This window comes from Variovorax sp. J22P240, assembly GCF_030316855.1.
Taxonomy (GTDB): Bacteria; Pseudomonadota; Gammaproteobacteria; order Burkholderiales; family Burkholderiaceae_C; genus Variovorax.
The window spans coordinates 21,184-47,593 of record NZ_JASZYR010000026.1 but is presented as its reverse complement, the minus strand read 5'-3'; the positions used below and the strand labels follow the sequence as shown (position 1 = coordinate 47,593).

The 26,410-nt window shown below is 66.5% G+C and carries 28 protein-coding genes; 16 read left to right on the top strand and 12 right to left on the bottom strand.

The genetic code is table 11. From position 1 onward, the window contains the following. Nucleotides 1-436 (top strand): autotransporter domain-containing protein (locus tag QTI24_RS30390; protein WP_286605566.1); only part of this gene is annotated, 436 nt, incomplete at its 5' end. Between the two features lie 30 nt (nt 437-466). On the opposite strand, the gene QTI24_RS30385 is transcribed toward QTI24_RS30390, so the two are convergent. Continuing rightward, a complete protein-coding gene (locus tag QTI24_RS30385) occupies nt 467-793 on the bottom strand; it encodes a hypothetical protein (protein ID WP_286605565.1) in 327 nt (108 codons plus the stop codon). Between the two features lie 112 nt (nt 794-905). On the opposite strand from QTI24_RS30385, the gene QTI24_RS30380 reads away from it, so the two are divergent. The 5 genes from QTI24_RS30380 to QTI24_RS30360 all read left to right on the top strand — a co-directional run bounded on the left by QTI24_RS30380 (nt 906) and on the right by QTI24_RS30360 (nt 6,023). Then, complete coding sequence (locus QTI24_RS30380; protein WP_286605563.1) at nt 906-1,562, top strand: alpha/beta hydrolase; 657 nt, start codon at nt 906-908, stop codon at nt 1,560-1,562. Nucleotides 1,563-1,748: 186 nt separating this feature from the next. Then, nucleotides 1,749-3,314: a glutamate--cysteine ligase gene (gene gshA, locus QTI24_RS30375; protein ID WP_286605561.1), complete on the top strand. Its 1,566-nt coding sequence runs from the start codon at nt 1,749-1,751 to the stop codon at nt 3,312-3,314. Nucleotides 3,315-3,446: 132 nt separating this feature from the next. Then, on the top strand, nt 3,447-3,824 hold the full coding sequence (locus tag QTI24_RS30370; protein WP_286605560.1) for a response regulator: 378 nt from the start codon (nt 3,447-3,449) through the stop codon (nt 3,822-3,824). Nucleotides 3,825-3,902: 78 nt separating this feature from the next. Continuing rightward, nucleotides 3,903-4,820, top strand: coding sequence for an SDR family oxidoreductase (locus QTI24_RS30365; protein ID WP_286605559.1), 918 nt, complete (start codon nt 3,903-3,905; stop codon nt 4,818-4,820). Nucleotides 4,821-4,865: 45 nt separating this feature from the next. After that, entirely contained in the window at nt 4,866-6,023 is a 1,158-nt protein-coding gene (locus QTI24_RS30360) for an alpha/beta hydrolase (RefSeq protein ID WP_286605558.1), read from the top strand. On the opposite strand, the gene QTI24_RS30355 is transcribed toward QTI24_RS30360, so the two are convergent. Continuing rightward, a complete protein-coding gene (locus tag QTI24_RS30355; RefSeq protein WP_286605557.1) occupies nt 6,020-7,156 on the bottom strand; it encodes an adenylate/guanylate cyclase domain-containing protein in 1,137 nt (378 codons plus the stop codon). The genes QTI24_RS30360 and QTI24_RS30355 overlap by 4 nt on opposite strands. Before the next feature lie 97 nt (nt 7,157-7,253). On the opposite strand from QTI24_RS30355, the gene QTI24_RS30350 reads away from it, so the two are divergent. Genes QTI24_RS30350 through QTI24_RS30340 form a run of 3 tightly spaced genes read left to right on the top strand, consistent with a single transcriptional unit; the run spans nt 7,254 to nt 9,702 of the window. Next, a complete protein-coding gene (locus QTI24_RS30350; RefSeq protein ID WP_286605556.1) occupies nt 7,254-8,867 on the top strand; it encodes a sensor histidine kinase in 1,614 nt (537 codons plus the stop codon). Next, nucleotides 8,864-9,238: a response regulator gene (locus QTI24_RS30345; RefSeq protein WP_286605554.1), complete on the top strand. Its 375-nt coding sequence runs from the start codon at nt 8,864-8,866 to the stop codon at nt 9,236-9,238. Before QTI24_RS30350 ends, QTI24_RS30345 begins: the two co-directional genes overlap by 4 nt. A gap of 20 nt (nt 9,239-9,258) precedes the next feature. Beyond that, nucleotides 9,259-9,702 (top strand): desulfoferrodoxin family protein, encoded by a 444-nt coding sequence (locus tag QTI24_RS30340; protein WP_286605552.1) that lies wholly within the window; start codon nt 9,259-9,261, stop codon nt 9,700-9,702. 7 nt (nt 9,703-9,709) lie between these two features. On the opposite strand, the gene QTI24_RS30335 is transcribed toward QTI24_RS30340, so the two are convergent. The 3 genes from QTI24_RS30335 to QTI24_RS30325 form a co-directional block, all read right to left on the bottom strand. Then, the gene (locus QTI24_RS30335) at nt 9,710-10,372 is read right to left on the bottom strand and encodes a carboxypeptidase regulatory-like domain-containing protein (RefSeq protein ID WP_286605551.1); all 663 of its coding nucleotides are present in this window, start codon (nt 10,370-10,372) and stop codon (nt 9,710-9,712) included. Between the two features lie 131 nt (nt 10,373-10,503). Continuing rightward, on the bottom strand, nt 10,504-10,863 hold the full coding sequence (locus QTI24_RS30330; protein WP_286605549.1) for an HPF/RaiA family ribosome-associated protein: 360 nt from the start codon (nt 10,861-10,863) through the stop codon (nt 10,504-10,506). A 13-nt stretch (nt 10,864-10,876) separates the two neighbouring features. Further along, a complete protein-coding gene (locus QTI24_RS30325) occupies nt 10,877-12,112 on the bottom strand; it encodes an acyltransferase family protein (RefSeq protein ID WP_286605548.1) in 1,236 nt (411 codons plus the stop codon). A gap of 151 nt (nt 12,113-12,263) precedes the next feature. On the opposite strand from QTI24_RS30325, the gene QTI24_RS30320 reads away from it, so the two are divergent. From QTI24_RS30320 to QTI24_RS30300, 5 genes are all read left to right on the top strand, one after another. Continuing rightward, nucleotides 12,264-13,151, top strand: coding sequence for a LytTR family DNA-binding domain-containing protein (locus QTI24_RS30320; protein WP_286605546.1), 888 nt, complete (start codon nt 12,264-12,266; stop codon nt 13,149-13,151). Nucleotides 13,152-13,212: 61 nt separating this feature from the next. Next, nucleotides 13,213-14,166: a ribosome biogenesis GTPase YlqF gene (gene ylqF, locus QTI24_RS30315; RefSeq protein ID WP_286605544.1), complete on the top strand. Its 954-nt coding sequence runs from the start codon at nt 13,213-13,215 to the stop codon at nt 14,164-14,166. Nucleotides 14,167-14,565: 399 nt separating this feature from the next. Then, nucleotides 14,566-15,609, top strand: a complete 1,044-nt coding sequence (locus tag QTI24_RS30310; RefSeq protein ID WP_286605543.1) for an aldo/keto reductase — start codon at nt 14,566-14,568, stop codon at nt 15,607-15,609. A 156-nt stretch (nt 15,610-15,765) separates the two neighbouring features. Continuing rightward, the gene (locus QTI24_RS30305) at nt 15,766-16,188 is read left to right on the top strand and encodes an ester cyclase (protein WP_286605541.1); all 423 of its coding nucleotides are present in this window, start codon (nt 15,766-15,768) and stop codon (nt 16,186-16,188) included. Nucleotides 16,189-16,199: 11 nt separating this feature from the next. Beyond that, complete coding sequence (locus QTI24_RS30300; protein WP_286605539.1) at nt 16,200-16,829, top strand: TetR/AcrR family transcriptional regulator; 630 nt, start codon at nt 16,200-16,202, stop codon at nt 16,827-16,829. Between the two features lie 6 nt (nt 16,830-16,835). Here QTI24_RS30300 and QTI24_RS30295 read toward each other — a convergent pair whose 3' ends face one another. After that, nucleotides 16,836-18,014, bottom strand: coding sequence for a restriction endonuclease subunit S (locus QTI24_RS30295; RefSeq protein WP_286605537.1), 1,179 nt, complete (start codon nt 18,012-18,014; stop codon nt 16,836-16,838). Further along, on the bottom strand, nt 18,011-19,660 hold the full coding sequence (locus QTI24_RS30290; protein ID WP_286605535.1) for an HsdM family class I SAM-dependent methyltransferase: 1,650 nt from the start codon (nt 19,658-19,660) through the stop codon (nt 18,011-18,013). The genes QTI24_RS30295 and QTI24_RS30290 overlap by 4 nt, the downstream gene beginning before the upstream one ends. 152 nt (nt 19,661-19,812) lie before the next feature. Here QTI24_RS30290 and QTI24_RS30285 point away from each other — a divergent pair, with 152 nt between their 5' ends. After that, nucleotides 19,813-20,748: a M14 family metallopeptidase gene (locus tag QTI24_RS30285; RefSeq protein WP_286605534.1), complete on the top strand. Its 936-nt coding sequence runs from the start codon at nt 19,813-19,815 to the stop codon at nt 20,746-20,748. Nucleotides 20,749-20,775: 27 nt separating this feature from the next. On the opposite strand, the gene QTI24_RS30280 is transcribed toward QTI24_RS30285, so the two are convergent. Next, entirely contained in the window at nt 20,776-22,578 is a 1,803-nt protein-coding gene (locus QTI24_RS30280; RefSeq protein WP_286605533.1) for a glutamine--tRNA ligase/YqeY domain fusion protein, read from the bottom strand. A 135-nt stretch (nt 22,579-22,713) separates the two neighbouring features. On the opposite strand from QTI24_RS30280, the gene QTI24_RS30275 reads away from it, so the two are divergent. Then, nucleotides 22,714-23,055 (top strand): hypothetical protein, encoded by a 342-nt coding sequence (locus tag QTI24_RS30275; RefSeq protein ID WP_286605531.1) that lies wholly within the window; start codon nt 22,714-22,716, stop codon nt 23,053-23,055. 80 nt (nt 23,056-23,135) lie between these two features. Here the strand turns inward: QTI24_RS30275 and QTI24_RS30270 are convergent, their stop codons facing one another. Genes QTI24_RS30270 through QTI24_RS30255 form a run of 4 tightly spaced genes read right to left on the bottom strand, consistent with a single transcriptional unit; the run spans nt 23,136 to nt 26,398 of the window. Further along, nucleotides 23,136-23,969: a LytR/AlgR family response regulator transcription factor gene (locus tag QTI24_RS30270; RefSeq protein ID WP_286605529.1), complete on the bottom strand. Its 834-nt coding sequence runs from the start codon at nt 23,967-23,969 to the stop codon at nt 23,136-23,138. Beyond that, the gene (locus QTI24_RS30265) at nt 23,966-25,036 is read right to left on the bottom strand and encodes a sensor histidine kinase (protein ID WP_503011332.1); all 1,071 of its coding nucleotides are present in this window, start codon (nt 25,034-25,036) and stop codon (nt 23,966-23,968) included. The genes QTI24_RS30270 and QTI24_RS30265 overlap by 4 nt, the downstream gene beginning before the upstream one ends. Before the next feature lie 49 nt (nt 25,037-25,085). After that, on the bottom strand, nt 25,086-26,120 hold the full coding sequence (locus tag QTI24_RS30260) for an alpha/beta hydrolase family protein (RefSeq protein WP_286605527.1): 1,035 nt from the start codon (nt 26,118-26,120) through the stop codon (nt 25,086-25,088). Beyond that, nucleotides 26,117-26,398, bottom strand: coding sequence for a 2TM domain-containing protein (locus QTI24_RS30255; protein ID WP_286605525.1), 282 nt, complete (start codon nt 26,396-26,398; stop codon nt 26,117-26,119). Before QTI24_RS30255 ends, QTI24_RS30260 begins: the two co-directional genes overlap by 4 nt. Nucleotides 26,399-26,410: the final 12 nt, after the last annotated feature.

The window sequence follows — 26,410 nt, the reverse complement described above, 5'->3', positions numbered from 1 at the left end:
GCCTTTCGCTCTGGCCGAGGGCTGGACCATCGAGCCGCAGGCGCAGCTCGCCTACCAGCGCAGCAGCTTCGACGACGTGCTGATCAGCGGCGCGCGCGTGCAGCAGGACGCTGACGGCGGGTGGATCGGCCGATTGGGCCTGCGCATCAAGGGCGACATCGCCACCCGTGCGGGGCGCCTGCAGCCCTATGGCCGGTTCAATGTCTACCACGCGAGTTCCGGTTCGGACATCGCCACTTTCGTGGGGCCGGCGGCGAGCACGCACATCGCGAGTGCGACGGGCTACACCTCGACCGAAGTCGCGGCCGGCATGACGCTGGCGCTGACCCCCGTCGTCACGATGTACGGCGAAATCGGGCGGCTCTTCGATGCCGGTGGCGACGTGCAGCTGAAGTCGTCGGTGCAAGGCTCGCTCGGCGTGCGCATGAGCTGGTAGCAGGAGCGATGCCCCGGTAAAGCGACGCGGCTAGGAGAAAGCCCGTGCGAATGCGGCGGCGGCCGCACGCGCCTCGTCTTCTGAACGAAGCTCCGCCGCCAGCACCTGCCCGTCAGCCACGGCGGAGACAGCCAGCGCTTTCCTGGGGCAGAGGCCCAGGCAACTGCACTGCACGATGCGCAGGCGAACCGGCAGGTTGTGCAGTTCCTTCTTCAACAGCTTGCGGACTTCCTTGGCCTTCAGCTTCGAAGGCCCGTTGCTGCGCTTCTGGCATTCGCCGCACACCAAAGCCGCACCGCCGAACTTGGGTCGGACGAGCAGGGCGCCGGCGGTCTCCGTGTCGTGGGAGGTGCTCAATGTGGACTCCTTGGAGTGGACGGCAATCCTAGAGCCCCTCGATCGCAGGCCGAGTCAGCCAACCTGCCGTCCTGACGGGATTTGCCATCCGTTCTGCGGTAACTTCGGAGCCATGTCACTTCCTCCCATCGAAATCGAAACCGGCCCGAACCCCACGGCGACCGTCCTCCTCATGCACGGCCTGGGCGCCGACGGCAATGACTTCGTGCCCATCGCCAACGAACTCGACCTCTCGGCCGTCGGCCCGGTTCGATTCGTGTTCCCCAATGCGCCGGTGATGCCCGTCACCATCAACGGCGGCTACCGCATGCCGGCCTGGTATGACATCCTGGGCCCCGGCCAACCCGAGGACGAAACCGGCCTGCGCAGCTCACAGGCCGCGATCGAGGCCCTGCTCGCGAAGGAAAAGGGACGCGGCATCCCGGCCGGACGCATCGTCATCGCTGGCTTCTCCCAGGGCTGCGCCATGTCCTTCATGACCGGCCTGCGCCACCCCGAACGCCTGGCAGGCATCGTCGGCCTCTCGGGCTACCTCCCGCTGGCAGAGACGATCGCGACGGAGCGAAGCCCCGCCAACCAGTCCACCCCCATCTTCCAGGTCCACGGCCAGCGCGACGGCGTTATCCCCATCGCCCGCGCCACCTACGGCCGCGACGCTCTCAAGGCCCTCGGCTACGACGTCGAATGGCATGAATACCCCATGGAGCACTCCGTCTGCATGGAAGAAATCGCCGATCTCAACGCTTTCCTGCTACGCGTCCTCGCCTGAGCCCGTTCCCCATCGCCGGCGCAGCCAGGCCCGCTGGTGAAACACCGCGGAACCGGCTCCGCCGGGCCGCTGGTGTTGCCCCCGGCAGGGGGTGGCGGCTACACGAAGTGAGCAAGCCTGGGGGCGAGCAACATCTTTCTTGTCGTGCTACCGTCCAGCCCCACGAAAATGACAGGCCATATCAACATGACCCAACTGAAGGAGCGCCTCGACGCGCTCTCGCCCGTACGGCTGAGGGGAGTCCGGCGCGGGATCGAGAAGGAGAGCCTCCGTGCCCAACCGGATGGCAAGCTGGCGTTGACGCCGCATCCCGTGGCCCTGGGTTCGGCGCTCACGCACCCGCACATCACCACCGATTTCAGCGAGTCGCAGCTCGAACTCATCACCGGCGCCCATGCCGACGTGGAGACCGCGCTCGAAGAACTGGTGCGCGTGCACCAGTTCACCTACCGCGTGCTGGACGAAGCCGGCGACGAGCGGCTCTGGGTATCGAGCATGCCGTGCGGCCTGCCGACCGATGAGACCATCCCCATCGGGCGCTACGGCTCATCCAACGTTGGTCGCGCCAAGAGCGTCTACCGCATGGGCCTGAGCCACCGCTACGGGCGGCGCATGCAGACCATTTCGGGCATTCACTACAACTGGTCGCTGCCGGAGGTGTCGAGTGAGCAATATTTCGGGCTGATCCGCAACTTTCGCAGGCACGCCTTCCTGTTGCTCTACCTCTTCGGCGCATCGCCCGCGCTGTGTTCGACCTTCGTCGACGGCCGGCCGCACGAGTTGCAGCCGCTGGGCGAGGGCAGCATGCACATGCCCAACGGCACCTCGCTGCGCATGGGTCGACTGGGCTACCAGAGCGAGGCGCAGGCATCGCTGGCCGTGAGCTACAACAGCCTCGACGGCTATGGCGCGTCGCTCCAGGATGCACTCACGCGGCCGTGGCCCGCCTACGAGGCGATCGGCATCCGCAGTCTCGGCGGCGACTACAACCAGCTCGCCACCAGCCTGCTGCAGATCGAGAACGAGTTCTACGGCACCATCCGCCCCAAGCGCGTGATCTACCCCGGCGAGCGACCGCTGCACGCGCTGCGCGAGCGCGGGGTCGAATACGTCGAAGTGCGGCTGATGGACCTCGATCCCTTCGAGCCTGTCGGCATCAACGCACAGACCATGCGTTTCCTCGATGTCTTCCTGCTGCACTGCCTGCTGACGGACAGCCCGCCCGACACGCGCGAGGAGATCGCCAACCTGGCGCACAACCAGAACGTCACGGCTGCGCGCGGACGCGAACCGGGCCTGCAATTGCTGCGCGACGGCCGTCAAGTGGCGCTCACCGATTGGGGGGCGGAACTACTCGAGGAATTCGTTGCCATCGCCGGGGCGCTGGATGCGGCCCACGGCGGAACGAAGCACGCCGAGGCCGTGCAGGCCGCCCGCGCCGCGCTCGCCGACCCGGCCGTCCTGCCGTCGGCACGCGTGCTGGAGGCCATGAAAGCGCACGGCAACTCCTTCGTCGGCTTCGTTCGTGCCCAGTCCGAGCGGACACGCGAAACCCTGGTCGCGCTGCCGTTCCCGGCCGAGAAGCAAGCGCAGTTCGAACACATGACGCAAGCCTCGATCGAGGCCCAGGAGCGCATCGAGGCCAGCGACACCATGCCTTTCGAGATCTACCGCGAACAGTACGTGTCTCCGGCGCGCCTCGGCTTCAAGAACCACTGGGCCGAGACGCCGCAAGCCCGCGCCGCGCTCTGACCGGTGTGCACTCGGTAGGTGCATGCCTACCTGCATTGGCCGCTATGACCCACCGTGGTGTCATGAGGGACAGGGATGATGGGCATCAGAGACGAAAAACATCTGTCAACTCTGATTTGCCCTGTCCTCAAAATGACTTTCAAGACCTACCTGGTCGAAGACAACCCGGTGATCCGGGACAACCTCGTCGGCTTTCTCGAAGACATTGCGGATGCGACGGTGATCGCTCACGCCAGTGGCGAAGCCGAAGCCGTGTCGTGGTTGCGGAACCACCGGGATAGTTGGGACGTGGCGATCGTCGACCTGTTCCTGGACCAGGGCAATGGCCTCGGCGTGGTGGACGCTTGCCGGAAGAGATCGGCCCATCAGAAGGTCGTGGTGCTCAGCAACTACGCGACGCCGGATATGCGTGCGCGCTCCAAGGCGATGGGCGCCGATGCCTTTTTCGACAAGTCCGCCGAAATTGACCTCCTTCTGGACTACTGCGAAAAGCTCAGTAGAACGAACTAGGTCACGGCTGCGACGGGGGAGGCCGTCCGTTTGGGGTAAAACGCGTCGCGTCAACGACTCCAACGAAAGCATTCCGGCATGAGCAATCTCGATTTCAAGGGCCGCGTGGCCATCGTCACCGGCGCGGGCAACGGACTGGGCCGTCAGCATGCCCTGGCGCTCGCGGCGCGCGGCGCCAAAGTTCTGGTCAACGATCTCGGGGGCGCGCGTGACGGTTCCGGCGGTTCCGTCAGCGCAGCGCAGGCGGTGGTCGACGAGATCAAGGCCGCGGGCGGCGAGGCGATCGCCAATGGCGCCTCGGTCACCGACTTCGAGGCCGTGCAGGCGATGGTGCGACAGGCAGTCGACGCCTGGGGCCGCGTCGACATCCTCGTCAACAACGCCGGCATCCTGCGCGACAAGAGCTTTGCGAAGATGGATGTTGCCGATTTCCGCCTCGTGATGGATGTCCATCTGATGGGCGCGGTGCATTGCACCAAGGCCGTCTGGCCGATCATGAACGAACAGAAATACGGCCGCATCGTGATGACGACTTCGTCGTCCGGCCTTTACGGCAACTTCGGGCAGAGCAACTACGGCGCCGCCAAGCTCGCGCTGGTGGGTCTCATGCAGACGCTGAGCATAGAGGGCGCGAAGAACGACATCCGCGTGAACTGCCTGGCGCCCACGGCCGCCACCCGCATGACCGAGGACCTGATGTCCGAGGAAGTGCTCAACGCCCTCAAGCCAGAGGCCGTCGTGCCGGCGATGCTGGTGCTGGCCGCGCAGGACGCACCCAATCGCGCCATCCTTTGCGCTGGCGCCGGCACCTTCGAGGCGGCGCACATCACGCTGACCCAGGGCGCGTGGATCGGCCTCGACGCCGATGCACCGGAGCAACTCGCGCAGCGGCTTGCCGAAGTGACCGACCGCAGTGGCGAGATCGTGCCTCAGAGTGGGGCGGCACAGGGCTCCAACGAAGTGGGCAAGGCCATGGCGAACGCCCGCCAGCACTGACACGCTGCCACACTGCCGCACCGGCCGGCATTCCAGGAGGACGTCATGAATACGGATCCCGCACTCGATCCCCTGCCTCTGCCTCCGGGCATCCGGTCGCGATTCGTCGACAACAGCAACGGCCTGTCGATGCACATGCTGGAAGCCGGCTTCGAGACACCCGACAGGCCATGCCTGCTGTTGCTGCACGGATTCCCGGAACTGGCCTATAGCTGGCGCAAGGTGATGCTGCCGCTCGCGGCGGCCGGTTACCACGTGGTCGCGCCCGATCAGCGCGGCTACGGGCGTACCACCGGATGGCGCGAGGGATTCGACGCCGATCTCGACGAGTTTCGAATGCTGAACCTCGTGCGCGATGCACTCGGACTGATCGCTGCACTGGGCCATCGCACCGTGGCCGCGGTCGTTGGCCATGACTTCGGCTCGCCGGTGGCCGCATGGTGCGCGCTGGTGCGGCCCGACGTGTTCCGCTCGGTCGTGCTGATGAGCGCACCGTTCGGCGGCGTGCCTCCCATTCCTTTCGGCGCGGCCGATTCCGCGCCCGCCGCCTCGGGCCTCGGCGTCATCGCCACGCTGTTGAAGGACCTGGGCGAGCTGTCGCCGCCGCGCAAGCACTACCAGTGGTATTACTCGACGCGTGAAGCCGATGGTCACATGCGCCACGCGCCACAGGGCCTTCACGCTTTCCTGCGCGCCTACTACCACTGCAAGAGCGCGGACTGGCCGGCCAACAAGCCGTTTCGCCTGCAGTCGCTCACGGCCGATGAACTCGGGCAGCTTCCCGCCTACTACGTGATGGAAGCCGACAAGACCATGGCCGAAACCGTGGCCGCCGATATGCCGACCCCGGAGCAGATCGCAGCCTGCCGCTGGCTGCCCGAGGACGAGCTGGCGGTGTACGCCGCCGAGTACGCTCACACCGGCTTCCAGGGCGGCCTGCAGTGGTATCGCTGCGGGACCGGCGGACAGTACACGGCGGAGCTGCAGACCTGGTCGGGTCGAACGATCGACGTGCCCTCGTGCTTCATCGCCGGCAGGAGCGACTGGGGCATCTACCAGAAGCCCGGCGACTTCGAGGCGATGCAGGCCAGTGCCTGCACGCAGATGACCGGCGTGCACATCGTCGGCGGCGCCGGGCATTGGGTGCAGCAGGAACAGCCGGAGGAAGTGAGCCGGATCCTGATTCAGTTCGTGCAGCGCTAGCGGGCGGCTTTCAGCGCAGTACCGCTTATACCTCGCACGCTGAAGCAGTCGATGGGGCGCTGAAACCCCTTCAGTGTGAGCGCCTGCGGAGGCTCCACGTCGAGCATGGCCTCCAGTTGCGCATAGACAGGGCGTGAAATCAGGATCTGACTGCTTGCCGCTTCGCCGCACAGTCGCGCCGCCAGGTTGGTGACCGTGCCGATCGCCCCGTAGTCCCAGCGCCCATCGAAGCCGATCGCGCCGATGGTGGCGAAGCCTTGCGCGATGCCGATGCCGAGTCCCAGCGAGTAGCCGCGCCGCACCCAGCTCTCGGCGATCGATCCGATGCGTTCGCGGATCGCGAGCGACATTCGCACGGCGCGCTCGGCGGCGTCGGGGATGGGGATCGGGTCGTTGAAGAAGATCATCATCCCGTCCCCGGTGAAGTGCTCCAGCGTTCCTTCGTGCGCGAGGATCAGTTCACCGGTCGCGGCGTGGTACTGGCGCAGCACGCCCATCACTTCCTCGGGCTCGGAGCGTTCGGCAAAGGCGGTGAAGCCGCGCAGGTCGAGGAACACCACGGTGATCTCGCGACGATGGCTCTGCAGCGGGTCTTCCGCACCGCCGCTGACGATCAGCTCGGCGAGTTGCGGCGAGAAGAAGCGCCGCAACCGGCCGACCCGTTCGAGTTCGGACACCTGTGTCGCGACGCGGCGTTCGAGCGATGCATTCCAATGCTTCATCTCGTCCACCAGCGATTCGACGCGGTCGTGCAGGCCCTTGATGCGAAGCATCGAACGCACGCGCGCGGCCAGCGCGGCGTGATCCACCGGCTTTGTCAGGTATTCGTCCGCGCCCGCTTCGAGCCCCGCGATGACGTCCTTCAGGTCGGCCATCGCCGTCACCATGATGATGGGCGTGAAGGGGAAGTCGGGGTCGGCGCGCAGGCGCCGGCACACCTCGACGCCGCCGATCTTGGGCATCATCACGTCGAGCAGGATCAGGTCCGGAGTGAGTTGCCGGGCGGCGGAAAGTCCCTCTTCGCCGTCGGCTGCCGAGACCACCTCGTAACCCTCGCTGGCCAGCCGGGCCTGCAGAATCTTGACGTTGGTCGCGTTGTCGTCGACGATGAGGATGCGTGGTGGGGTTCTCATCGTCGTTCTCCCGGGACAAAAAATGTAGCGGCTTCGTGGGGGTTCCACAAGGCTGCAACGCCAATGGCGAGTGGTGCGGGAGCACTCTCCCTGGCCCATGGGGAGCCTGGCCATCAAACTCGAACAGCTTGTAACGCAGGTGTTGAAGCGCTCACCTTTCGCCGGACTCGTGCACGGGGTGGCGGGTGTTCGCGCCTCGGTCCACACCAAGCTGCTGTTCGCGTTTCTCATCATCACGCTGCTGTTCATCGCGATGGCGGTTGCCAGCCTGCTGATCCTCGTGAACACCACGGCGCAGAGCCGACTGCTCGATGAGGCGCACGAGCGGGTCAGTTGGGCCCAGCAGAGCCAGCATGCGCTGGACCGGCAGATGCACTTCACCGCACTGGCGCTGTTGTCGAAGGACGAGGCGGCCATCGAGCGCATCCTGCGCGAGAACAACCGCTTCAACGAAACGCTGGCCAAGCTGGAGACCGCCGCCGCGGCCGGGCAGAAGGGCCTGATCGACCAGGTTCGCGCCTCGCAGGACGACGCCATGGGCGTGGTGGCCGACATCGCCAACGCCATCCGCGACGGCAAGCTCGACACCATCACGACCGAACTGCTCAGGCGCGAAGAAAAGCTCGACGAGCAGATCGCGCTGCGCATGGGCCAGCTCGTCGATGTCGAGCAGGATCGCATGGCGCGGCTGCGGGAGAGCGTCGGCGCCGCCAACCGGCGGTCGCTGATCCTCACCTCCGTCTTCGCCGTGAGCGCGGTGCTGCTGGCATGGCTGTGCGGTTTCGTGATTTCGTGGTCCTTCATCCTGCCGGTGCGCGAGGCGCAAGTTTTCCTCGGCGATGTCGCGGCGGGAAACTTCGGGCGCAAAATCTCGGTTCCCAACCGTGACGAATTCGGGGCGCTCGCCGACCGGATGAACCACATGAGCCTGCAACTGCATCGTTTCGACGAATCACAGCGGCAAGCGGCCGCGAAGCTCGTGGACCTGAATGAGCAGTTGTCGCGCGCGAGCAAAGCCAAGTCGGAGTTCCTGGCCAACATGAGCCACGAGCTGCGCACGCCGATGAACGCGATCCTGGGGTTCAGCGAAATGATGATCGACGGGATCTACGGCACCGTGCCCGAGGAGCTCAAGGAGCCGCTCACGGATATCCAGGTGAACGGCCGCAATCTGCTGCGGCTCATCAACGACGTGCTAGACCTCTCGAAGATCGAGGCGGGGCGCATGGAGCTGGCGCTCGGCGAGTATTCCGTCGGCGACGTCGTCAACACGGTCCGGACCTCGCTGCGCTCCATCGCGGCCGAGAAAGGCCTGGAGTTCACGGCGCATGTGCCGGACGACCTGCCAGTGGCGTACGGCGACAGCGGCCGCCTGACGCAGTGCCTGACCAATCTTGCCGGCAATGCCTTGAAGTTCACACGGCAGGGCCGGGTCGACATTGCGGTCGAGCTGTGCGGCAGCGAACTCATCTACCGGGTCGCCGACACTGGCATCGGCATTGCGCAGCAGGAGCTCGACAACATCTTCACGGAGTTCCGCCAGGTCGACACGACGATCACGCGAGAGTTCGGCGGAACGGGTCTGGGGCTCAGCATCTCGAAGAAGTTCGTGGAGCGGCTCGGCGGCCGCATCTGGGTCGAGAGCAAACTGGGGCAGGGCTCCACATTCATGTTTTCCGTGCCGTTGCGCGCGGGCGAGGGGAGCGAATGAGCGAGCACACGATTCTCTATGTCGAGGACAACGAGTACAACCGCAAGATCGTGCGGCAACTGCTCAGCCGTTCGGCCTGCAAGCTGCTCGAAGCGGCCGATGGCGAGACCGGTGTCGCGCTCGCGCAGCAGCACCTGCCCGACCTCATCCTGATGGATGTGCAACTGCCCAAGATGTCCGGCCTGGATGCCACGAAGCTGCTGACCACCGAAGAGCCGACGCAGCACATCCCGATCATCGTCATCACCTCGTACGCGCTGAGCGGTGATCGCGAGAAGGCGATGCAGGCTGGCGCCTCGAGCTACCTCGCCAAGCCCTACAGCCCGAGCGAGCTGCTGACCATGGTCAAGCAGTTTCTTCCCGGTCTCTGACTGCACAGCGAGGAGGTCGCATGACGATGTCCGTTCGACACGCTGCCCGCCAGGTCGTCGTGGTACTGGCCCTGATGGCGGGCTTCGGCGCCTTCCCGGTACAGGCCGAGGACCAGGCCCAGCAGTTCACGCCCGAGTTCCGCGAAGTCCACAAGGGCTTCGACCCCAAGCACACGCCCAAGATCGTCGCGCCGGACAGCGTGAAGCGCGGGGCGTGGTTCAACGTCACGGTGAGCGTGGGCGCCGAGTCGTTGCATCCCTCGCTCCAGGAGCATTTCGTGCGCTACATCGCCCTCTACAAGGACTCGGTGGAAATCGCGCGCGCGTACCTGCACCCGGTGTATTCATCACCCACGGTGACCTTCACCGTTGCGCTCGATGAAGGCGGGGCCTTGAGGGCGGTGGCCGAGCCCACGCACTCCTCCGCGTGGGAATCGTCCAGGAAGATCACCGTCGTTCCCTGACGAGCGATCAACGGCCTTTCATCTCGACAGTGACCTGCGCGGGCTGCTGGTCGTTGACCGCAACCGTGGCCTGCATCGTGCCAAGTCGTTCCTGCCAGATTTGCAGCTGGTATTGGCCCGGCGGCAGGTTGTCGAAAGCAAAGCGCCCATCCGCACCGGTGACCGCGTAGAACGGGTGCGCCGTCACGACCACCCACGCCGTCATCCACGAGTGCAGGTCGCAGTTGATGCGCACGATCTCCGGCTCCGCGAAGGTGACCGGGATCGTCCGGCCCATCGGCTGCGTGCGGTTGAACGACACGTTGCGCTTGGGTGTCGCGTGGATGTTGTGCAGCAGGCGATCGCTGTTGAGGAAGTCCACGGTCCCGCCCGCAGGAACGACGACGACCCGGGGCATGAACGAGCAGCCCTTCTGGTCCATCTCGACCTTCTCGGTCCGTGGTGGCGATACCGCACCGCGCGGCGGGTTCTCGATCCACACGACCGCGTTGCGGATCTCGCGGGCGGCGGAGACCTGCAGGTCATCGGAGAGTTTTTCAGTGCCGCACAGGTACTGGTCGATCGTGACAGGCACTTTGGTCTGGGCAGGTGCAGTGCCTGCGAAGACGACCTTGCCCCGCACACTGCCGGCCAGGCTAGGACCCAGCAGGCCGCAAGACAGGATCAGCAAGGTAAGGACTCGCGGAAACCGGGCTCCATTCAATGGAAACTCCCTTCATGTGCGACAGCATCGGCGTTGTGCAAAAAGAGTAGTCCACGCGCGCCGAAGCCGTCAATACACCGATCAGTGGAGGAAAAGCGCTATTCGACGATTGCGTCGCCGTCCTTGCGAATCGACTCGCGGTTGCGGTGGCCGTAGAGGCGTCCCAGCGTGCTGTCGAGCGCACGCTTGAGCTTGTCGGAGGCCCCGCGGAAAGCCTCGTCCATGTTGGGCGCGTGCTGCGTGACGGCCAGCGGCTGATGATGGGCGAGTCGCGCTTCCATCACGCAACGCTTGTCGGCCGCACCGCTGGGGTCGTGGTTCTCGTCGCTGAGATGGACTTCCACCCGGGTTACTTCGGCCACGAAGCGGCTCAGGGATTGCCTCAATTCGCCGTCGGCCCACCGCTCCAGCGTGTCCTTGTTCTCGATGCCGTTGCTTGTGTTGACCTGAATCTGCATGCTGTATCCCCTTTCACTTGCCTGATGGCCAAGGCCCTACTTTGCGCCCATTACGTGCCGGCGTGCGTAAGCATTTGGGCAACGGCTCCGAGGTTCGAATGCCCACATCGCCGATCGGCTTAAGCCCGAACAGCGGCCGCAGCCAGCGGAATCCGCGGATGAGGCCGTCCGTCAGTACCCAGCATGCAATCAGGGTGATCGCGACCAGCAGGGCGGGTTCCAGCACCGATCCGAGCCGAAGTGATGCCAGGGCAACGGCGCCGGCAATGATCAGCGTCTGGTGCAGCATGTACCAGGGGTAGACCGACTCGTTCGCCCAATCCAGCCAGCGCCAGGGGCGGTTCAGGTGGCGGTGGGCAAAGCCGAGGATGGCCACGATGGCCGTCCACAGGTAGGCCGCGCGCAGCACCCGCGAGGCCCAGACGACGATCTGGGCGTCGCCATCGGTGACTCTCAGCGCAATGAAGGCTGCAATGCAGGCCATGGCCAATGCGAGCGACCAGCCTCGCAGCCGCTCCAGTTCGCGCCAGATGCCCTCGTCGATGCCCATCCAGTAGCCATAGAGGAACACGGTGAAGTACAGGGCGTGCAAGTACCAGTCGTGAATCAGGTCGTGCGTGGCCGGGAAGCGCGGCGCCAGCACCAGCGTGTACAGCATCAGCGGCAGGGCGGGGAGCACCAGCAGCCGCCAACGCCGAAGCCCCGTGAAGGCGGCACGAACACGCAGGATGGGCGCGGATCGCATCAGCGGCGTCAGCAGCGCCAGGGCGGCGCTGTAGGTGAAGAGATAGGGCAGGTACCAGAGGTGATTCCACGTCATGGGAAAGTCGGACCCGTCGAACGCCCCCTTGGGCCACGGTCCCCCGACCAGATAGCGCGCCATGAAGGCCGCGAAGCCCGGCGCGACCAGTCCGTTGGCGACGCCTTGGGCGTAGGCCTGGTAAGGCACGACCACCGCCATGCCGAAGACCAGCGGCAGCAGCAGCCGCAGCGCCCGCTGCCGGATCAAGGCCAACGGCGCCAACCCCCGGCTGAGGAAGCCGAAGGCCACCCCCGAGACCAGGAACACCAGGTCCATACGCCAGACATTGACGACCACCATCGGCCATCGCAGCCATGCGGCCGCATGCGGGCTCTTGATGTGCCAGGGCCAGTCGGCCACGTAGTACATGCCCACGTGGTAGAGGATGAGCAGCAGGAACGCCAGTGCCCGCAGCGCGTCGATGTCGTGTCGTCGATTCGTTGTCATGCCGTGCTCCTTGTGAACGCCGGATGGCATGGTCAGGCGGCAGGCCGGGTAAGAGGGCGGCCCAGTGACGATGCGTGGCCGGTTTGTGACGAACGGCGACGGCGGGGGACGAAAAATCCGCCATCCCGGCGGATTTCGTGAGAATCCGCGCATGAGCGAGCCGCGGATGAACATGTTCGAGCGTTATCGGCCCTTCCGGCGATGGGTGGAGGCGGGTTTGTGGATCCTCGTGCTGACGGTCCAGGCGGCCTTCGCCACGGTGGTTGCCGTGATCGATGCGCGCGAGGCCGGGCACGGCACGGCGACCTGGCAGCCGGTGACCTGGGAGATTTCCAGCCACCTGGCCCTGCTGGCGCTGGTGCCGGTCCTGATCGCCTTCGAGCGCCGCTTCCCGCTGAACCGGTCGACCTGGCGGCGCAATTGGGCGTGGCATGTGCTGGGCAGCGTGGTCTTCAGCCTGGGCCACGTGGCGCTGATGGTCGGCCTGCGGCAGATCGTCTATGCGTGGGCCGGCAGCCGGTACGACTTCGGCGACTGGCTGGCCCAATGGCCCTATGAGTACCTGAAGGACGCGCGAACCTATGCGCTGTTCCTGCTGGCGATCATGAGCTACCGGCTTTTCATGCTGCGGCTGCAGGGCGAGGCGCGAGTGCTCGATCCGCCCGAAAGCGCGGCGGAGCCGGATCCCCCTGAACCCCCCGGCTCTCCCGATGCCCCACCCAGGCCCGATCGTTTCCTCGTTCGCAAGCTGCGTCGCGAATTCCTGATCGCGGCCAGCGACATCGACTGGCTGCAGGCGCAGGGCAATTACGTCGGGTTGCGCGTCAACGGACACGACTACCTGCTGCGCGCCACGCTCACGGACTTCCTGACGCAACTCGATCCCGCACGCTACGCCCGGGTGCATCGCAGTTACGCCGCCAACCTGGACCGCATCGCCGAAATCGAGCCACTCGACGGCGGCGATGCGCGCCTGCACATGCGCGACGGTACGCACATCCCGTGCAGCCGCCGCTACCGGCCCGCATTGCAAGCCTGAGGCCCCGCGCCGGCCCGGCGACAATCCACGGTCGTCCCCGCAGAAAGAGAAAGACATCCCGATGGCCATCCAGTGGTTCCCCGGTCACATGCATCTGACCCAGAAGGCCATCGCCGAGCGCATCAAGGACATCGACGTCGTCATCGAGTTGCTCGACGCCCGCCTGCCCGGCTCCAGCGCCAACCCGATGCTGGCCGACCTCACCGGCCACAAGCCGGGCCTCAAGGTGCTCAACAAGCAGGACCTGGCCGACCCCGAACGCACGGCGCTCTGGCTGGCGCACTACAACGCGCAGCCGGCCACGCGCGCCATCGGGCTCGACGCGAGCCAGACCACGCCGGCGCGGCAACTCATCGACGCCTGCCACGAACTCTCACCGCTGCGCGGCGGCATGGCCAAGCCGATGCGCGTCCTGATCTGCGGCATTCCGAACGTGGGCAAATCCACGCTGATCAACACGCTCACCGGCAGCCGCAGGGCCAAGACCGGCGACGAGGCCGGCATCACCAAGCTGGAACAGCGCATCACACTGGCCGACGACTTCTACCTGTGGGACACGCCCGGCATGCTGTGGCCGCGCATCATCGTCGCCAAGAGCGGCTACAACCTGGCCGCGAGCGGCGCCATCGGCCGCAATGCCTTCGACGAAGAAGAGGTCGCGCTCGAACTGCTGGACTACCTGAAGCGGCACTACGCTGGACTGGTCGAGGCGCGCTTCAAGATCGACCCGATCGAGGGCCTGAGCGACGAGCAGGTGCTGGAAGCCATCGGCCGCAAGCGCGGCGCATTGCTGGGCAAGGGCCGGGTCAATCTGCAGAAGGCGGCCGAGATCGTGATGCACGAATTCCGCAGCGGCAACATGGGCCGCATCACGCTGGAGACGCCGGCGGAGTTTGCGGAGTGGCTCACAGCCGGCCAGCGCGTGGATGCAGAGCGCCAGGCGAAGAAGGAAGCGCGCAAACGCAAGAAGGGCACGGGCCGGCGCGAGGACGATCCGCCAGCCGAAGCACCGTAGCCCGGCCGGCTCGGCGAAGCCCTGCCGACTGCGCCGCGTCAGCCTGCCCGGCCGCGCGCGCGATCTCGATCGCGTCGGTGCGCGCGCCCGCGGCCAGCAGGCGCTTCACGAGTTGTCGATCGCGCGCCCGGTCGCCGGCGGACCGGGCTCAGCCGCCGAAGAAGCCATACGAGCCGATCTCCGTCAGTTCGACGGTGACCGGCGGCTCCTCGCAGCGGTCGCGGATGCCGGCCGCGAAAGCCTTGAACTCGGGCAGCGAGGTCAGCGCGTTGCGGCCATCGGGTTCGCGGTTTGGTCGCCTGCAGGAATTGCCGCGCAGGCCTATGCTCGCACGCTCGCCCGGGTCGAAGGGTCCCGTCCCCGCCCGGTTCTCACGTCTCGCTCAAGGAGTCTTCCGTCATGCGTCACCATCCGCTCGGCCGTACCGGCCTCTTCGTGTCCGAACTTTGCCTGGGCACCATGACCTTCGGCGGCGGCGAAGGCATCTGGTCGCAGATCGGCGACGTTCAGCAAGCCGATGCCGAACGCCTCGTCGGCGCCGCGCTCGATGCGGGCATCAACTTCATCGACACCGCTGACGTGTACTCGGGTGGCCTGTCGGAGCAGATCACCGGACAGGCGCTGAAGAACCTCAAGGTTCCGCGCGAGAGCGTGATCGTCGCGACCAAGGTGTTCAGCGAGACCGGCACCGGCCCGAATGCGCGGGGCGCCTCGCGCAGCCACATCATGGACGGCGTCAAGGCCAGCCTGAAACGGCTGCAGCTCGACCATGTCGACCTGTACCAGATCCACGGCTTCGACCCGGCCACGCCGATCGAGGAAACGGTGCGGGCGCTCGACCAGCTCGTGCGGCAGGGCCATGTGCGCAACGTCGGCGTCTCCAACTGGGCGGCCTGGCAGATCGTCAAGGCCCTCGGCATCGCCGAGCGCTGGGGGCTGTCGCGCTTCGAGTCGCTGCAGGCCTACTACACCGTCGCCGGGCGCGACCTCGAGCGCGAGCTGGTCCCGATGCTTCGCAGCGAAGGCGTCGGGCTGATGGTGTGGAGCCCCCTCGCAGGCGGCTTGCTCAGCGGCAAGTATGGGCGCGACCAGCAGGGCGAGCAGGGCAGCCGTCGCACGAGCTTCGACTTCCCGCCGGTCAACAAGGACCGCGCCTACGACTGCATCGACGCGATGCGCCCCATCGCGGAGGCGCATGGCGTCTCGGTGGCGCAGATCGCGCTCGCGTGGCTGCTGCACCAGCCGCAGGTCACCAGCGTCATCGTCGGCGCGAAGCGGCCCGAACAGCTCGCCGACAACATGGCCGCCACGCAGGTCGAGTTGAGCGCGGCCGAGTTGGAGCAACTCGACGCGGTGAGTCGACTGCCGGCCGAATACCCCGGCTGGATGTTCACTCGGCAGGGCGAATACCGCCGAAAGCAGCTCGCCGATTCGGCGCGTTGAGCAAGGATGATGGGCATGGTAGGGGCCGAAGTCGCCGGTGCATAGCTTCTCGCAATGAGAACTTTGTATTGAATTGAGATTGAATTCTTGCAATGAGATTTTCGTCTCATTAAAGTTCGCGGATACCCAACCCCGACCCCGCCGGAGGACCCGACCATGGCACTCACCCACACGCAGATGGACCGGAAGATCGAAGAGCACTTCAACTTCGAAGCCAACGACGACGTCGAAGGCGTCCTGGCGACCCTCGCGCCCGACGTGGAACACGACATCGTCGGCTCTCCCTCCGGGCCGACGCGCGGCCACGCGGGCGCGCGTCCCTTTTACGAAAGCCTGTTCAGCGACCTGTCGGACGGCAAGGTCGAATGCCTGCGCCGGCTCTACGGCGACGGTTTCCTCGTCGATGAATCGATGTGGCGGGGCACGGCGCCGGGCAGGCCCTTTGGTCTGGAAGGGCGGGGCCGCCCGCTCGAATTCCGCCTGCTGCACGTGGTGGAGTTCGCCGAGAGCGGCGCCATCCAGCGGGAAAACGTGTGGCTCGATCTCGCGGCCGTCATTCAGCAATTGCCCCAGGACTGAGGCCGAGCACGATGCGCATGCGGGCCGAGCAGATTTCCGCCGACAACGTCGTCGGCCGCCCCAACCAGCGCCGCCGAACCCGCAAGGACCTCCTGCAGGCCGCCTCCCGCCTGCTGAAGCAGGGCCGCAAGCCGACACTGGAGGAAATCGCCGAGGAAGCGGCCGTGTCGCGCGCAACGGCCTACCGCTATTTCCCGAACGTCGATGCGCTGCATCGGGAGGCTTCGCTCGACATGGCGGTCCCCGAGCCGGCGGATGTGCTGCAAGGCGTGCAGACGCAGGACCCTGTGACGCGCCTGGAGCGCGTCGATGGCGCGCTGCACGACATGATCGCGGCCAACGAGATTCCGTTGCGGATGATGCTGGCGCATTCGATCGAAAGAGTCGTGCGGGGCGAGCACGACGGCGATTGGCCCGCTCGCCAGAATCGACGCACGCCGCTCATCGAGGCCGCGCTGGAGCCCGCGCGGAATCAGTTCAGGCCGGCCGCGTTCAAGAACTTGAGCCATGCGCTGGCGCTGGTCATCGGCACCGAGGCGATGGTGGTGTTCAAGGACGTGCTGCAGCTCGATGATGCGGAAGCCGTGAAGGTGAGGCGCTGGGCGATCCGCGCGTTGGTGGAGGCGGCGAAGAAAAGTTGATTCGGCTCAGCCGAAGGTCCGCACCAGCAGCGACTCCAAGGTCGCCTCGGCCCCCTTGAGCATCGCCGTCTCCGTCGTCTGGGCGGTCGCCGCGGCTTCCGCATAGCGCGAAAAGCCGATCTGCTTGTCCATCGGCGGCAGCATCACCGACAGCGACTTCAGATCCTGCTGGTTGAGGCTCGCCTGGTTGATGGCCCGCTTGGCGTTGATCTGGAAGTGCCGTCGCGTCCGGTTTGTCTGCAGCGCCGCGAAGATGTAGCGCGGCAGGGCGCGTTCGCGATCCATCACGAGCCGCATCATGTTCGACTCGAACACCGTCGGCTCCGCCAGCGACGGAATCAGCACGCTCTTGCCCAGGTGCTCGGGGCTGTTGACGCGGTTGACGATGATGTCCCCCTCGGCCAGCCCGTACCGCTGGATTTCCTCGTCGTCGAGTTGCAGCCGCTTGATGAGTGCCGGATCGCTCAGCTCGCCATCGCGAAAGCTGTCGATACGCACGATGGGCGTGCCCGTGCCGTAGGCCGACTTGTGCTTGTACAAGCCGTTCTGCGGATTGAGCTTCAGCAGGCTGCCGAGCGGCACGACGGGCCAGCCCTTCGGATTGGTCATCGAGTCGCCGAACAGGTCGAAGAACAATGCCGGCACCATCTGGTTCGTCTTCACGCGGATGTCGCGCCGCAATCGGATCACGCTCTGCGCGCACAGCAGCACGTCGACGATGCGCCGCTGCGCCTTCAGGTCGGGCAGGGGCAGCTTCTGGTCGAGGATGCGCGCATCGGACACGGCCGGGTACAGCGCGCCGGTCGCCAGTTTGCACACGCTGCGGACAAAGCGGCTGGATCGAACGAAGAAGTACAGGTACTCGGGCAGCACGCGTGGCGTCGCGCGCAGCACGCAGAACGCGGTGCTGGCGACTTCGCCGTCGAGCGATTCGGGCACCAGCGCGACCGCATTGAGGTTCGGCCGCACGGTGGAGACCAGCACGTCGCCGGTGCGCATCACTTTGCGCGCGCGGCTCGGCGCCTCGGCGCCCATCAGGACGCGGGCGCCGGTGATGGTCTTTCTCTTGTTGTCGACGGCGGCGACGTCGACGTAGGTGAATGGGTCATTCGGCCAGGCGGACGGGTTCATCGTGCCCGTTTTCGCCTCGACCACCTCCCTGAGCGCCACCCATGGCGCAGTCATCCATCCAACTCCGCAAGCAGCATTCGAAGCGTTTCCATCTCCTCGGTGCACTCCAGTTGAAGCGCGATCAACTCGTCGAGCAATTCGCGCGGATTTCGATGCTCGGCTTGCGCTTCGCTCAGGGGCCGGTAGCGGCTGGCCGACAGGTTGTAGTCGTTGGCGCGCAGCGCGGGCGCGTCGGCGAACCACCATTTGCCGTTCCACTCGGCCTCGGGTTCGCGCGCCTGCCATTGCGCAAGTGATTCGTCGCGCTGCGCGTAGACCTTTGCGAGGCGGGGCAGGTCATCCTTGTCGATGGGCGTGTCGTGGTTGGCGTCGAGCGCGTAGCCGTCTTGCTCGACGTGGAGGAACAGCACATGCTCGGTTTGCCCGCCCTTGCGAAAGAAGAGTGCCGAGGTCTTCACGCCCGAATACGGATGGAACACGCCGCCCGGCAGGCTCATCACCGCGTCGACCTGGTTGTTCTCCACGAGCTGGCGTCGCAGTGTCTTGTGGGCCGCAGTGGAGCCGAACAGCACGCCTTCAGGCACGATGACTGCGGCGCGGCCGTCGGAGCGCAGGCTGTCGAGCATGTACTTGAGAAAGAGCAGCTCAGTGCTGCTGGTGGCGCCGACCCGCACCTCTTCCGCGATGCGATCCTTGTCGACGCGGCCCGAGAAGGGCGGGTTGGCCAGCACCACGTCGAAGCCGTCCCGCGGCAGGCCGTGCCCGGCCTTCTGCTCGTCGCCGAGCACGGCGGTCAGCACATTGCGCTGCAGGATGCGGACGTTGGCGAGCCCGCGCAGCGTGAGGTTCATGGTCGCCAGCCGCACCATCTTCGGGTCGACGTCGTTGCCGAAGAAAGTCTTGCGCTGGAGGACAACGAGATCCTCCGGCGTGAGCCGGTCGCCCAGGCCGCGCCGCTGGCTCTTGCCGTCGACTTCCGCTTCGGAGATGGCGTCGGGCGACGAATGGGCTAGACGGATGTGGTTGTAGGCCGCGACCAGGAAACCCGCGGTGCCGGCGGCCGGGTCGTAGATGGTTTCGCCAAGGGTCGGGTCCACCATCTCCACGACGCTGCGGATGATGTGGCGCGGCGTGCGGAACTGACCCAACTCGCCGGCCTGCCTGATCTGCCGCAGCACGTGCTCGAACAGGTCGCCCTTGGTGTCGGAGTCGGCATCGGCCAGCCCGAGGCCGTCGACCAGGCGAACGACCTGCGAGAGCACCGTCGGCTCGTTGATGCCGAGGCGGGCGCCGCGCATGAAATCGTGCGCGCCAGCGGCGCCGATCTCGGCGAAGAACGGAAACACCTCGTCGCGTACGAAGCGCACGAGCGCATCGCCCGTCAGTTCGCTGGCCCACGCCGACCAGCGGAAGCGGCTGCGCGGAATGGTCGGCGTGCCGGTTTGCAGTACCGTCGCGGCGAGGTTGCCTTCGTGGGCCGAGGGGATGGTGGCGTTCGTCGGGTTCCTGAGCGTCCAATCGCCGTTGAACAAGCTCGTGTAGGGCTGCTTCAGGACTTCGGCGCGGACCTTGTTCTCGTCGTCGATGCTCTCGAGCAGATAGAAGAAGAACAGGAACGACAGCTGTTCTGCGTTGCTGACAGGGTCCGGGTAGCCGCCGCCAAACAGGTAGTCGCGAATCTGGTCGATCGACCGTCGCATTTCAGCGGTCAGGGGCATGGGAACGGGAAGGGGGCGGTGCGCATGGTGAGCCCACGAGTCTACGAGGCAATTCGGCGGCCGACGCCAGGTCGCGAGGTGGGGCAAACTCCGGAGACCCGGCTGCGCCGTCCTTCCCCTAGAAAAAACCACCCATGACCCAGAAGCTGCCCGACTTGGAAGTCCTCCCGCGCGACATCTCCGCCTACCGCGACGGCAACACCGGCATCGACTACGTTCACCGCTTCGAATCCGGCCAACCCGGGCCGCACGTGCTGATCAACGCGCTGACCCACGGCAACGAGATCTGCGGCATGGTTGCCGCGACCCATCTGCTGGACACCGGCGTGCGGCCGAAGATCGGGACGCTGACCGTGAGCTTCGCGCATGTGGAGGCCTACAACGCCTTCGACCCGGAGCGGCCGCACGAGAACCGCCAGATCGTGCACAACCTCAACCGCGTCTGGTCCGACGAATGGCTGGACGGGCCGGACGACAGCCCCGAATTGCGCAGGGCGCGCCAACTGCGACCGGTGGTGGCCGCGGCGGACCACATCCTCGATATCCACTCCACGAGCCAGGACGTGGTGCCGTTCTGGGTCTACCCCGCCTTCGATCGCAATGCCAAGGTGGCGCTGGCGATCGGCTTGCCACCGGTCCATCTGGTAATGCCCAGCGGGCTCGGCTCCGGCACGCCGTTGATCCAGCACGGCCTGCATGCAGGTCCCGATGCTCCCGGTGCTGCAATGGTGGTCGAGTGCGGCCAGCACTTCAAGCAGGCCGCCGCCGATCTGGCCACCGAGGTCACGATGCGATTCCTTGCGCACTTCGGCCTCGTCGACAAGGACCCTGCGACGCCCGCGCCCGAGGCGCAGCGCCGCTTCGAGCTTCTGCAGACGCATGTGATCCAGTCCGAGGAATTCCGCTTCGTGCGTCCGCTGGTCGGTTTCGAGACCTTCGCGAAGGGCGACCTGATCGCGACCAATGGGCCGGACGAGATTCGTGCACCGTGCGACGAATGCACGATCTTCATGCCGGCGCAGCGGGCGATCGTGGGGCGCGAGGCGGTTTACCTCACGAAACCGCTGTAGGGGCGCCCTCGGGAACTTGCCAGGGAATTATTTCCCCCAGCTGTCCCGCATCCCGGCCGCCCGGTTGAACACGCGCCGGCCGGCGCTGTCCGCGCGCGAATCCAGCACGAAGTAGCCATGCCGCTCGAACTGGATGGGCGCGCCTTCCTGGGCCTGCGCCAGTGAAGGCTCGACGTAGGCCATGGTGGTTAGCAGGCTCTCGCGATTCAGTTCGTCGAGCAACTCGCCGTTGCCGGGCTGCGGCGCTGCGAACAGGCGCTCGTACAGCCGCACCTCGGCCTGCAGGGCGTCGGCCGCGGCGACCCAGCTGATGTTGCCCTTGACCTTGATCGCGTCGGCGCCCGGCGTGCCGCTCTTGGTGTCGGGCACCAGCCTGGCTTGCACTTCGATGAGATTGCCGTCCGCGTCCTTGGTGCCGCCGGTGCACTCGATGACGTGGCCGTATTTCAGCCGTACCTTGTTGCCCGGGAAGAGGCGGAAGAAGCCCTTGGGCTGCACTTCCTCGTAGTCGGTGCGTTCGATCCACACCTCGCGGCCCAGCTTGAAATTGCGGCGGCCCATCTCGGGGTGGTGCGGGTGGATGGGGGCCGTGCAATCGTCCAGCACGTCGTCGCCGCCCATGAGTTCGCCCCAGTTGGTGATGACGAGCTTCACGGGGTCGAGCACGGCCATGGCGCGCGGCGCGATCGGGTCGAGCGTGTCGCGCAGGGCGGCTTCGAGGCTCGCGTAGTCGATCCAGCCGCCCGACTTGGTCACGCCGGAGCGTTCGCAGAACAGCTTGAGCGCGTCGGGTGTGTAGCCGCGGCGGCGCAGGCCGGCGAGGGTGGGCATGCGCGGGTCGTCCCAACCGTCGACGTGGCCTTCCTCGACCAGTTGGCGCAGCTTGCGCTTGCTGGTGATCACATGGGTGACGTTGAGGCGCGCGAACTCATACTGGCGCGGATGCGGCGAGGCGACCAGGCCGCCTTCGGCGAGGCGGTCGAGCAGCCAGTCGTAGAAGGGGCGCTGGTCTTCGAATTCCAGCGTGCAGAAGCTGTGGGTGATCTGCTCCAGCGCGTCCTCGATGGGATGCGCGAAGGTATACATCGGGTAGATGCACCACTTGTCGCCCGTGTTGTGGTGCGTCGCACGGCGGATGCGGTACAGCGCGGGGTCGCGCATGTTGATGTTGGGGCTCGCCATGTCGATCCTGGCGCGCAGCACGGCGGCACCGTCCTCGAGCTGGCCGTCGCGCATGGCGCGGAAGCGGTCCAGGTTTTCTTCGGGCGTGCGGGCGCGGAAGGGGCTGTCGGTGCCGGGTGTGTTGAAGTCGCCGCGGGTGGCTCGGATCTCTTCGGCGCTCTGCTCGTCGACGTAGGCCAGGCCGGCGCCGACCAGGTATTCGGCCGCGCGGTACATGAAGTCGAAGTAGTTGCTCGCGAAGTACACGTGCTCGTTGGGCGCACCGGGGTGGGCCGGGTCGTCGGCCAGCACGGCGTCGTATCCGAGCCACTTCACGGCATCGCGGATGGCGTCGACGTATTCCTGCTCTTCCTTCTCGGGGTTGGTGTCGTCGAAGCGCAGGTGGCAGACGCCGCCGTATTCCTTGGCCAGTTCGAAGTTGAGCCAGATGCTCTTGGCGTGCCCGATGTGCAGGTAGCCGTTGGGCTCGGGAGGAAAGCGCATGCGCACCCGGGCCGGGTCCTGCATGCCCTGTGCGTGATGGGCGGCGTCGCCCGGCGAGCCGCCCCACTTGCGGGTGGAATAATTGCCCTGTTCGAGGTCGTTTTCGATCACATGGCGCAGGAAATTGCTGGGCTTGGCGGTGTCGTTGTCTGCGGGGGAAGTCATCCACTCATTCTAGGTGGCGCCCCAATGGAGTTACTTTTGGCAACCTTCTTCACAGAGCGGCGTACACCGTCTTGACACTTGCCGCGTTCAATACAGACATGGGCGGCCGACCCCGCCCTTATAGGAGTTCAAATCATGAGCGTCACTCGTTCCACTCTCTTCAAATGGGCTGCCGCCGGAGCGGTCGCAGCGGGCGCACTGTTTGCCACGGCCTCGGCGAGCGCCGGCAACGTAGCCTGGTCAGTCGGCGTCAACGTCCCTGGCGTCGCGGTCGGCGTGGGTGCGCCGTATTACGCGCCGGCGCCCGTCTACTATCCGCCGGCACCGGTGTATTACGCGCCGCCGCCGCCGGTGTACTACCGTCCGGCTCCCGTTTACTACGGGCCGCCACGGGCGTACTACGGTCCTCCGCGTGGTTACTACCGTCCGGCGCCGGGCTACTACCGCAATCACGGCCATCGCCGCGACTGGCGCTAAGCCGAGTCAATAAATCTCTTGCTGTCACATGACGAAACCGGCCCCAGCGGCCGGTTTTTTCTTGGGCGTCGACTTTGTTCTTACATCGCGCGGAAGAGGTGCGCATAAAGCCGGCTGACCGGGATCTTCTCCGCCCGCCCGCGCAAGTTCAGGTGTTGCTTGCCGGCGTCGTCGCGGTGCACGGACTCGATGGCGTTGCTGCGCACGACCACGGCGCGGTGCACCTGCCAGAAGACGTGGGGATCGAGTTGCGGCAGCAGTTGCTTCAGTGGCGTGCGGATCAGGTATTCGTGCGTGGTGGTCAGCACACGGACGTACTTGTCGGCTGCTTCGAAATACTGCACCTCGTCGATGGGCACCATCCGCACGCTGTTGCCCGATGAGCCGGCCTCGCTGGCGGCGATGAGCTTCAGCGGTCCGCCGTTGCCTGGCGATGGCGCGCCTTGGCCCGCGGCGGCGAGGACCTTGCGCCATTGCGCGAGCGTATCGGCGAGCAGGTCGTCGGCCGGCAATGACGGCGGGTTTCGAGTTTCAAGCGCCTGCCGCAGTCGGTCCACGGTGCGGCGCAGGCGATCGGGCTGCACGGGTTTCAGCACGTAGTCGATGGCTTCGGCGTCGAAGGCGCGCGCGGCGTATTCGTCGTAGGCGGTCACGAAGACCAGTTGCGGCATCGGTGCCTCGTCCGCAGGCCACGCGTCAGCGAGTTCGGCGGCGACGCCCAATCCGTCGAGCCCCGGCATGCGGATGTCGAGGAAGAGCACCTGTGGCAGCCGTTCCAGCGCCTCGCGGACGGCGCTGCGGCCGTCGCCCACCGTGGCGAGGATCTGAAGCTCGGGCCAGGCGGCGGCGAGTTCTGCGCGCAATGCCTGGGCCAGGAGCGGTTCGTCTTCGGCGATGAGGGCGGTCGGGTTCATGTCGGCAATGGGAAGGTGATGGTGGCGCGCGTTCCGCCGGTCGCGAGCGCGCTCATGGTCATCGAGCTCTGCGTGCCATAGACCGTGGTGAGCCGCTCGCGCACCTGGGCAACGCCGAATCCGCCGGCTTCGGCCGCGGAGGGCGCAGGCGCATTGCCGATGCCCACGCCCGTGTCGCTCACTTCGATGATGAGTTGGCCGCCGTCGCGCCGTGCGCGCACCGTGATCTCGCCGCCTTGCACCTGTGGCTCCAGGCCGTGGCGGATGCTGTTTTCCACCAGCGGCTGAAGCATCAGCGGCGGCACCAGCACGTCGCGCAGGTTCTCGGGCAGGTCCAGCGTGTAGCGCAGCCGGTCGCCCATGCGCACCGACATCAGTTCGAGGTAATCGCCAAGCCGGTCGAACTCGGCGGCGAGCGGATGGGCCAACGCGCGCGATCCGCCGAGCGTTACGCGCAGGTAGCTGTTGAGGCGGTCGAGCATGGCCACGGCGCGCTGCGGATCCGTCGTGATCAGCGCCCGCAGATTGGCCAGCGTGTTGAACAGCATGTGCGGCTCGAGCTGGGTTTCGAGCAGCTTGAGACGCGCATCCGCGGCGTCGCGCTGGGCGAGGGCGATCTCGCCTTCGAGGTACTTGCTCTTGCCGCGGCTGTAATAGAAATAGCAGATCGCGATCCCGGCGACGGCGGTGATGACCAGGGTCGAGGCGAACTTGTGCGGCGCGAAGGTCCAGAACTCGAGCAGGGGCGCACCGGTCCAGGCGTCTCCGATGGCATTGCCGCCGAGGAATCCGGCCGTGATCCCGACCAGCACCAGCAGCACGCCCTTGATGCCGTTCGGCCAGAGCTTCCGGGGATCGGGGCTCAGCATCAGCCGCCCGATATCGATGACAAACCAACTGATCAGCCCGATCGAGAGCGAATAGACAAGCTGCGCACCCCAGGCGCCACGCCCGGAGATGGCGAGCGCGACGGCGATGAGCGAAGAGAAGAGCGCGGTGGTCAGGGCGTGCCGCAGCAGGTCCACGCCGTTCTCGCGCGTCATGTTGCGCCGGAGAGTGGCGATCACGAGATGTCTCCGGCGTCGGGCGCGCCGCGCAGGATGGGCCACAGTGCTGTCATGGCAGCAGATTCTGGACGAAGAAATCGCGCATGGCTGCGTAGACGGCGTCGAGCGTGCGGCGGTCGAAGCCGGGCGGGTCGTTCAGGAGCCGAGCGGCGCGCGGCGGCAGGTCCGGAGGCATGGGCGAGAGGATCGATTCATGGCCGGCTTCGGTCATGTCCGCGAGCAGCACGCAGCTTGTGCAGGTGGCGCGCACGGCGTCGATGTGCCAGCGCGGCGCGAGCCAGGCGTCCTGTCCGGCGCGCACCAGGCCGAGCGGGATGTGGGGAGCCGCGAGCGTCGGCATGTCGATGGGTGCCGCCATCGGCACCGCGGCCACGGCGACGGCGATGCGCGGATCGGTCCAACCTTCGAGTGCCGTCTCCCCGTCGAACTTCGAGCGGATGACCCGGCGGGCCACGCCCATGCGGAGCGCGTCGAGCGGACCGCCGGTCAGTTCGGTGCTGAGACCGACGCAGGTCGGAAAGTCCTCCGCGAGATGGGCTTCGCAATGCCGTGCGAGCAGCGCCGGAGACCAGCGTGCGCCGGCCAGGGTCAGTGCGGTAAGTCCACCGGCCGACATGCCGTAGATGCCGACGCGCTTCAGGTCGAGCAGCGGCGCAAAGCGCGGGTCGACCGCCATTGCGTCGATGGCCTGAGTCACCTCGTGCGGCCGGTGCCTCCACGACGCCGGGCCGACCGCGCTGTGGTCGTGCCAGTTGTCCCCGGCGTGCTCCGGCACGGCCACCGTGAAGCCGGCCGCCACCAGCATCTGGGTCATGTCGGTGTGTACCCAGGGCGCACCGCCCGAGCCGTGCGAGATGACGATCAGGCGGCGGTTGCCGGTGATGGGTGTCGCATCGACGGCGACGTTCAGGGTGAAAGGGCCGCGCCGCACCGCCGTGGCGGGCGCGGCGGTCGGGTAGAAGACCGTGACCGGCCCGGAGTCCGTCGGTGCGGCCAGCACGGTGAGCCCGGTGGCTGCCTGCGCGGCGGAAACCAGAGTGCAGGCTGCAGCCAGCGCCAGCCGGCACCAAGTCGACGCCTTCACCACTGATCTCCCTTGGCGTCGGCGAGCCGGGCGCGTTCGCGGTCCACCATCCGCTCCAGCAGGCGGCCGCCGGGTGCGAAGAGCCACACGGCCGCCCCGTGCAGTACAAGGCCGAGCCCCCAGCCCAGGGCCGGGTAGATCGCCCATCCATGGCCGCTGGCCAGCGAGAAGGCGACCAGCAGCAGGTTGACCGTGACGTAGGCCGTGGCGTGGATGAACCAGCCGATCTTGGCCTTGGCGCGGCGTCGCGCCAGTCGGTCGATGTCGTTCGTGGTCATGGTGTGGCTCCT

Coding starts and splice junctions, on each gene's coding strand:
- QTI24_RS30380 (WP_286605563.1), top strand. CDS start 906: ATGTCACTTCCTCCCATCGAAATCGAAACCGGCCCGAACCCCACGGCG.
- gshA (WP_286605561.1), top strand. CDS start 1,749: ATGACCCAACTGAAGGAGCGCCTCGACGCGCTCTCGCCCGTACGGCTG.
- QTI24_RS30370 (WP_286605560.1), top strand. CDS start 3,447: ATGACTTTCAAGACCTACCTGGTCGAAGACAACCCGGTGATCCGGGAC.
- QTI24_RS30365 (WP_286605559.1), top strand. CDS start 3,903: ATGAGCAATCTCGATTTCAAGGGCCGCGTGGCCATCGTCACCGGCGCG.
- QTI24_RS30360 (WP_286605558.1), top strand. CDS start 4,866: ATGAATACGGATCCCGCACTCGATCCCCTGCCTCTGCCTCCGGGCATC.
- QTI24_RS30355 (WP_286605557.1), bottom strand. CDS start 7,156: ATGAGAACCCCACCACGCATCCTCATCGTCGACGACAACGCGACCAAC.
- QTI24_RS30350 (WP_286605556.1), top strand. CDS start 7,254: ATGGGGAGCCTGGCCATCAAACTCGAACAGCTTGTAACGCAGGTGTTG.
- QTI24_RS30345 (WP_286605554.1), top strand. CDS start 8,864: ATGAGCGAGCACACGATTCTCTATGTCGAGGACAACGAGTACAACCGC.
- QTI24_RS30340 (WP_286605552.1), top strand. CDS start 9,259: ATGACGATGTCCGTTCGACACGCTGCCCGCCAGGTCGTCGTGGTACTG.
- QTI24_RS30330 (WP_286605549.1), bottom strand. CDS start 10,863: ATGCAGATTCAGGTCAACACAAGCAACGGCATCGAGAACAAGGACACG.
- QTI24_RS30325 (WP_286605548.1), bottom strand. CDS start 12,112: ATGACAACGAATCGACGACACGACATCGACGCGCTGCGGGCACTGGCG.
- QTI24_RS30320 (WP_286605546.1), top strand. CDS start 12,264: ATGAGCGAGCCGCGGATGAACATGTTCGAGCGTTATCGGCCCTTCCGG.
- ylqF (WP_286605544.1), top strand. CDS start 13,213: ATGGCCATCCAGTGGTTCCCCGGTCACATGCATCTGACCCAGAAGGCC.
- QTI24_RS30310 (WP_286605543.1), top strand. CDS start 14,566: ATGCGTCACCATCCGCTCGGCCGTACCGGCCTCTTCGTGTCCGAACTT.
- QTI24_RS30305 (WP_286605541.1), top strand. CDS start 15,766: ATGGCACTCACCCACACGCAGATGGACCGGAAGATCGAAGAGCACTTC.
- QTI24_RS30300 (WP_286605539.1), top strand. CDS start 16,200: ATGCGCATGCGGGCCGAGCAGATTTCCGCCGACAACGTCGTCGGCCGC.
- QTI24_RS30295 (WP_286605537.1), bottom strand. CDS start 18,014: ATGACTGCGCCATGGGTGGCGCTCAGGGAGGTGGTCGAGGCGAAAACG.
- QTI24_RS30290 (WP_286605535.1), bottom strand. CDS start 19,660: ATGCGACGGTCGATCGACCAGATTCGCGACTACCTGTTTGGCGGCGGC.
- QTI24_RS30285 (WP_286605534.1), top strand. CDS start 19,813: ATGACCCAGAAGCTGCCCGACTTGGAAGTCCTCCCGCGCGACATCTCC.
- QTI24_RS30280 (WP_286605533.1), bottom strand. CDS start 22,578: ATGACTTCCCCCGCAGACAACGACACCGCCAAGCCCAGCAATTTCCTG.
- QTI24_RS30275 (WP_286605531.1), top strand. CDS start 22,714: ATGAGCGTCACTCGTTCCACTCTCTTCAAATGGGCTGCCGCCGGAGCG.
- QTI24_RS30270 (WP_286605529.1), bottom strand. CDS start 23,969: ATGAACCCGACCGCCCTCATCGCCGAAGACGAACCGCTCCTGGCCCAG.
- QTI24_RS30255 (WP_286605525.1), bottom strand. CDS start 26,398: ATGACCACGAACGACATCGACCGACTGGCGCGACGCCGCGCCAAGGCC.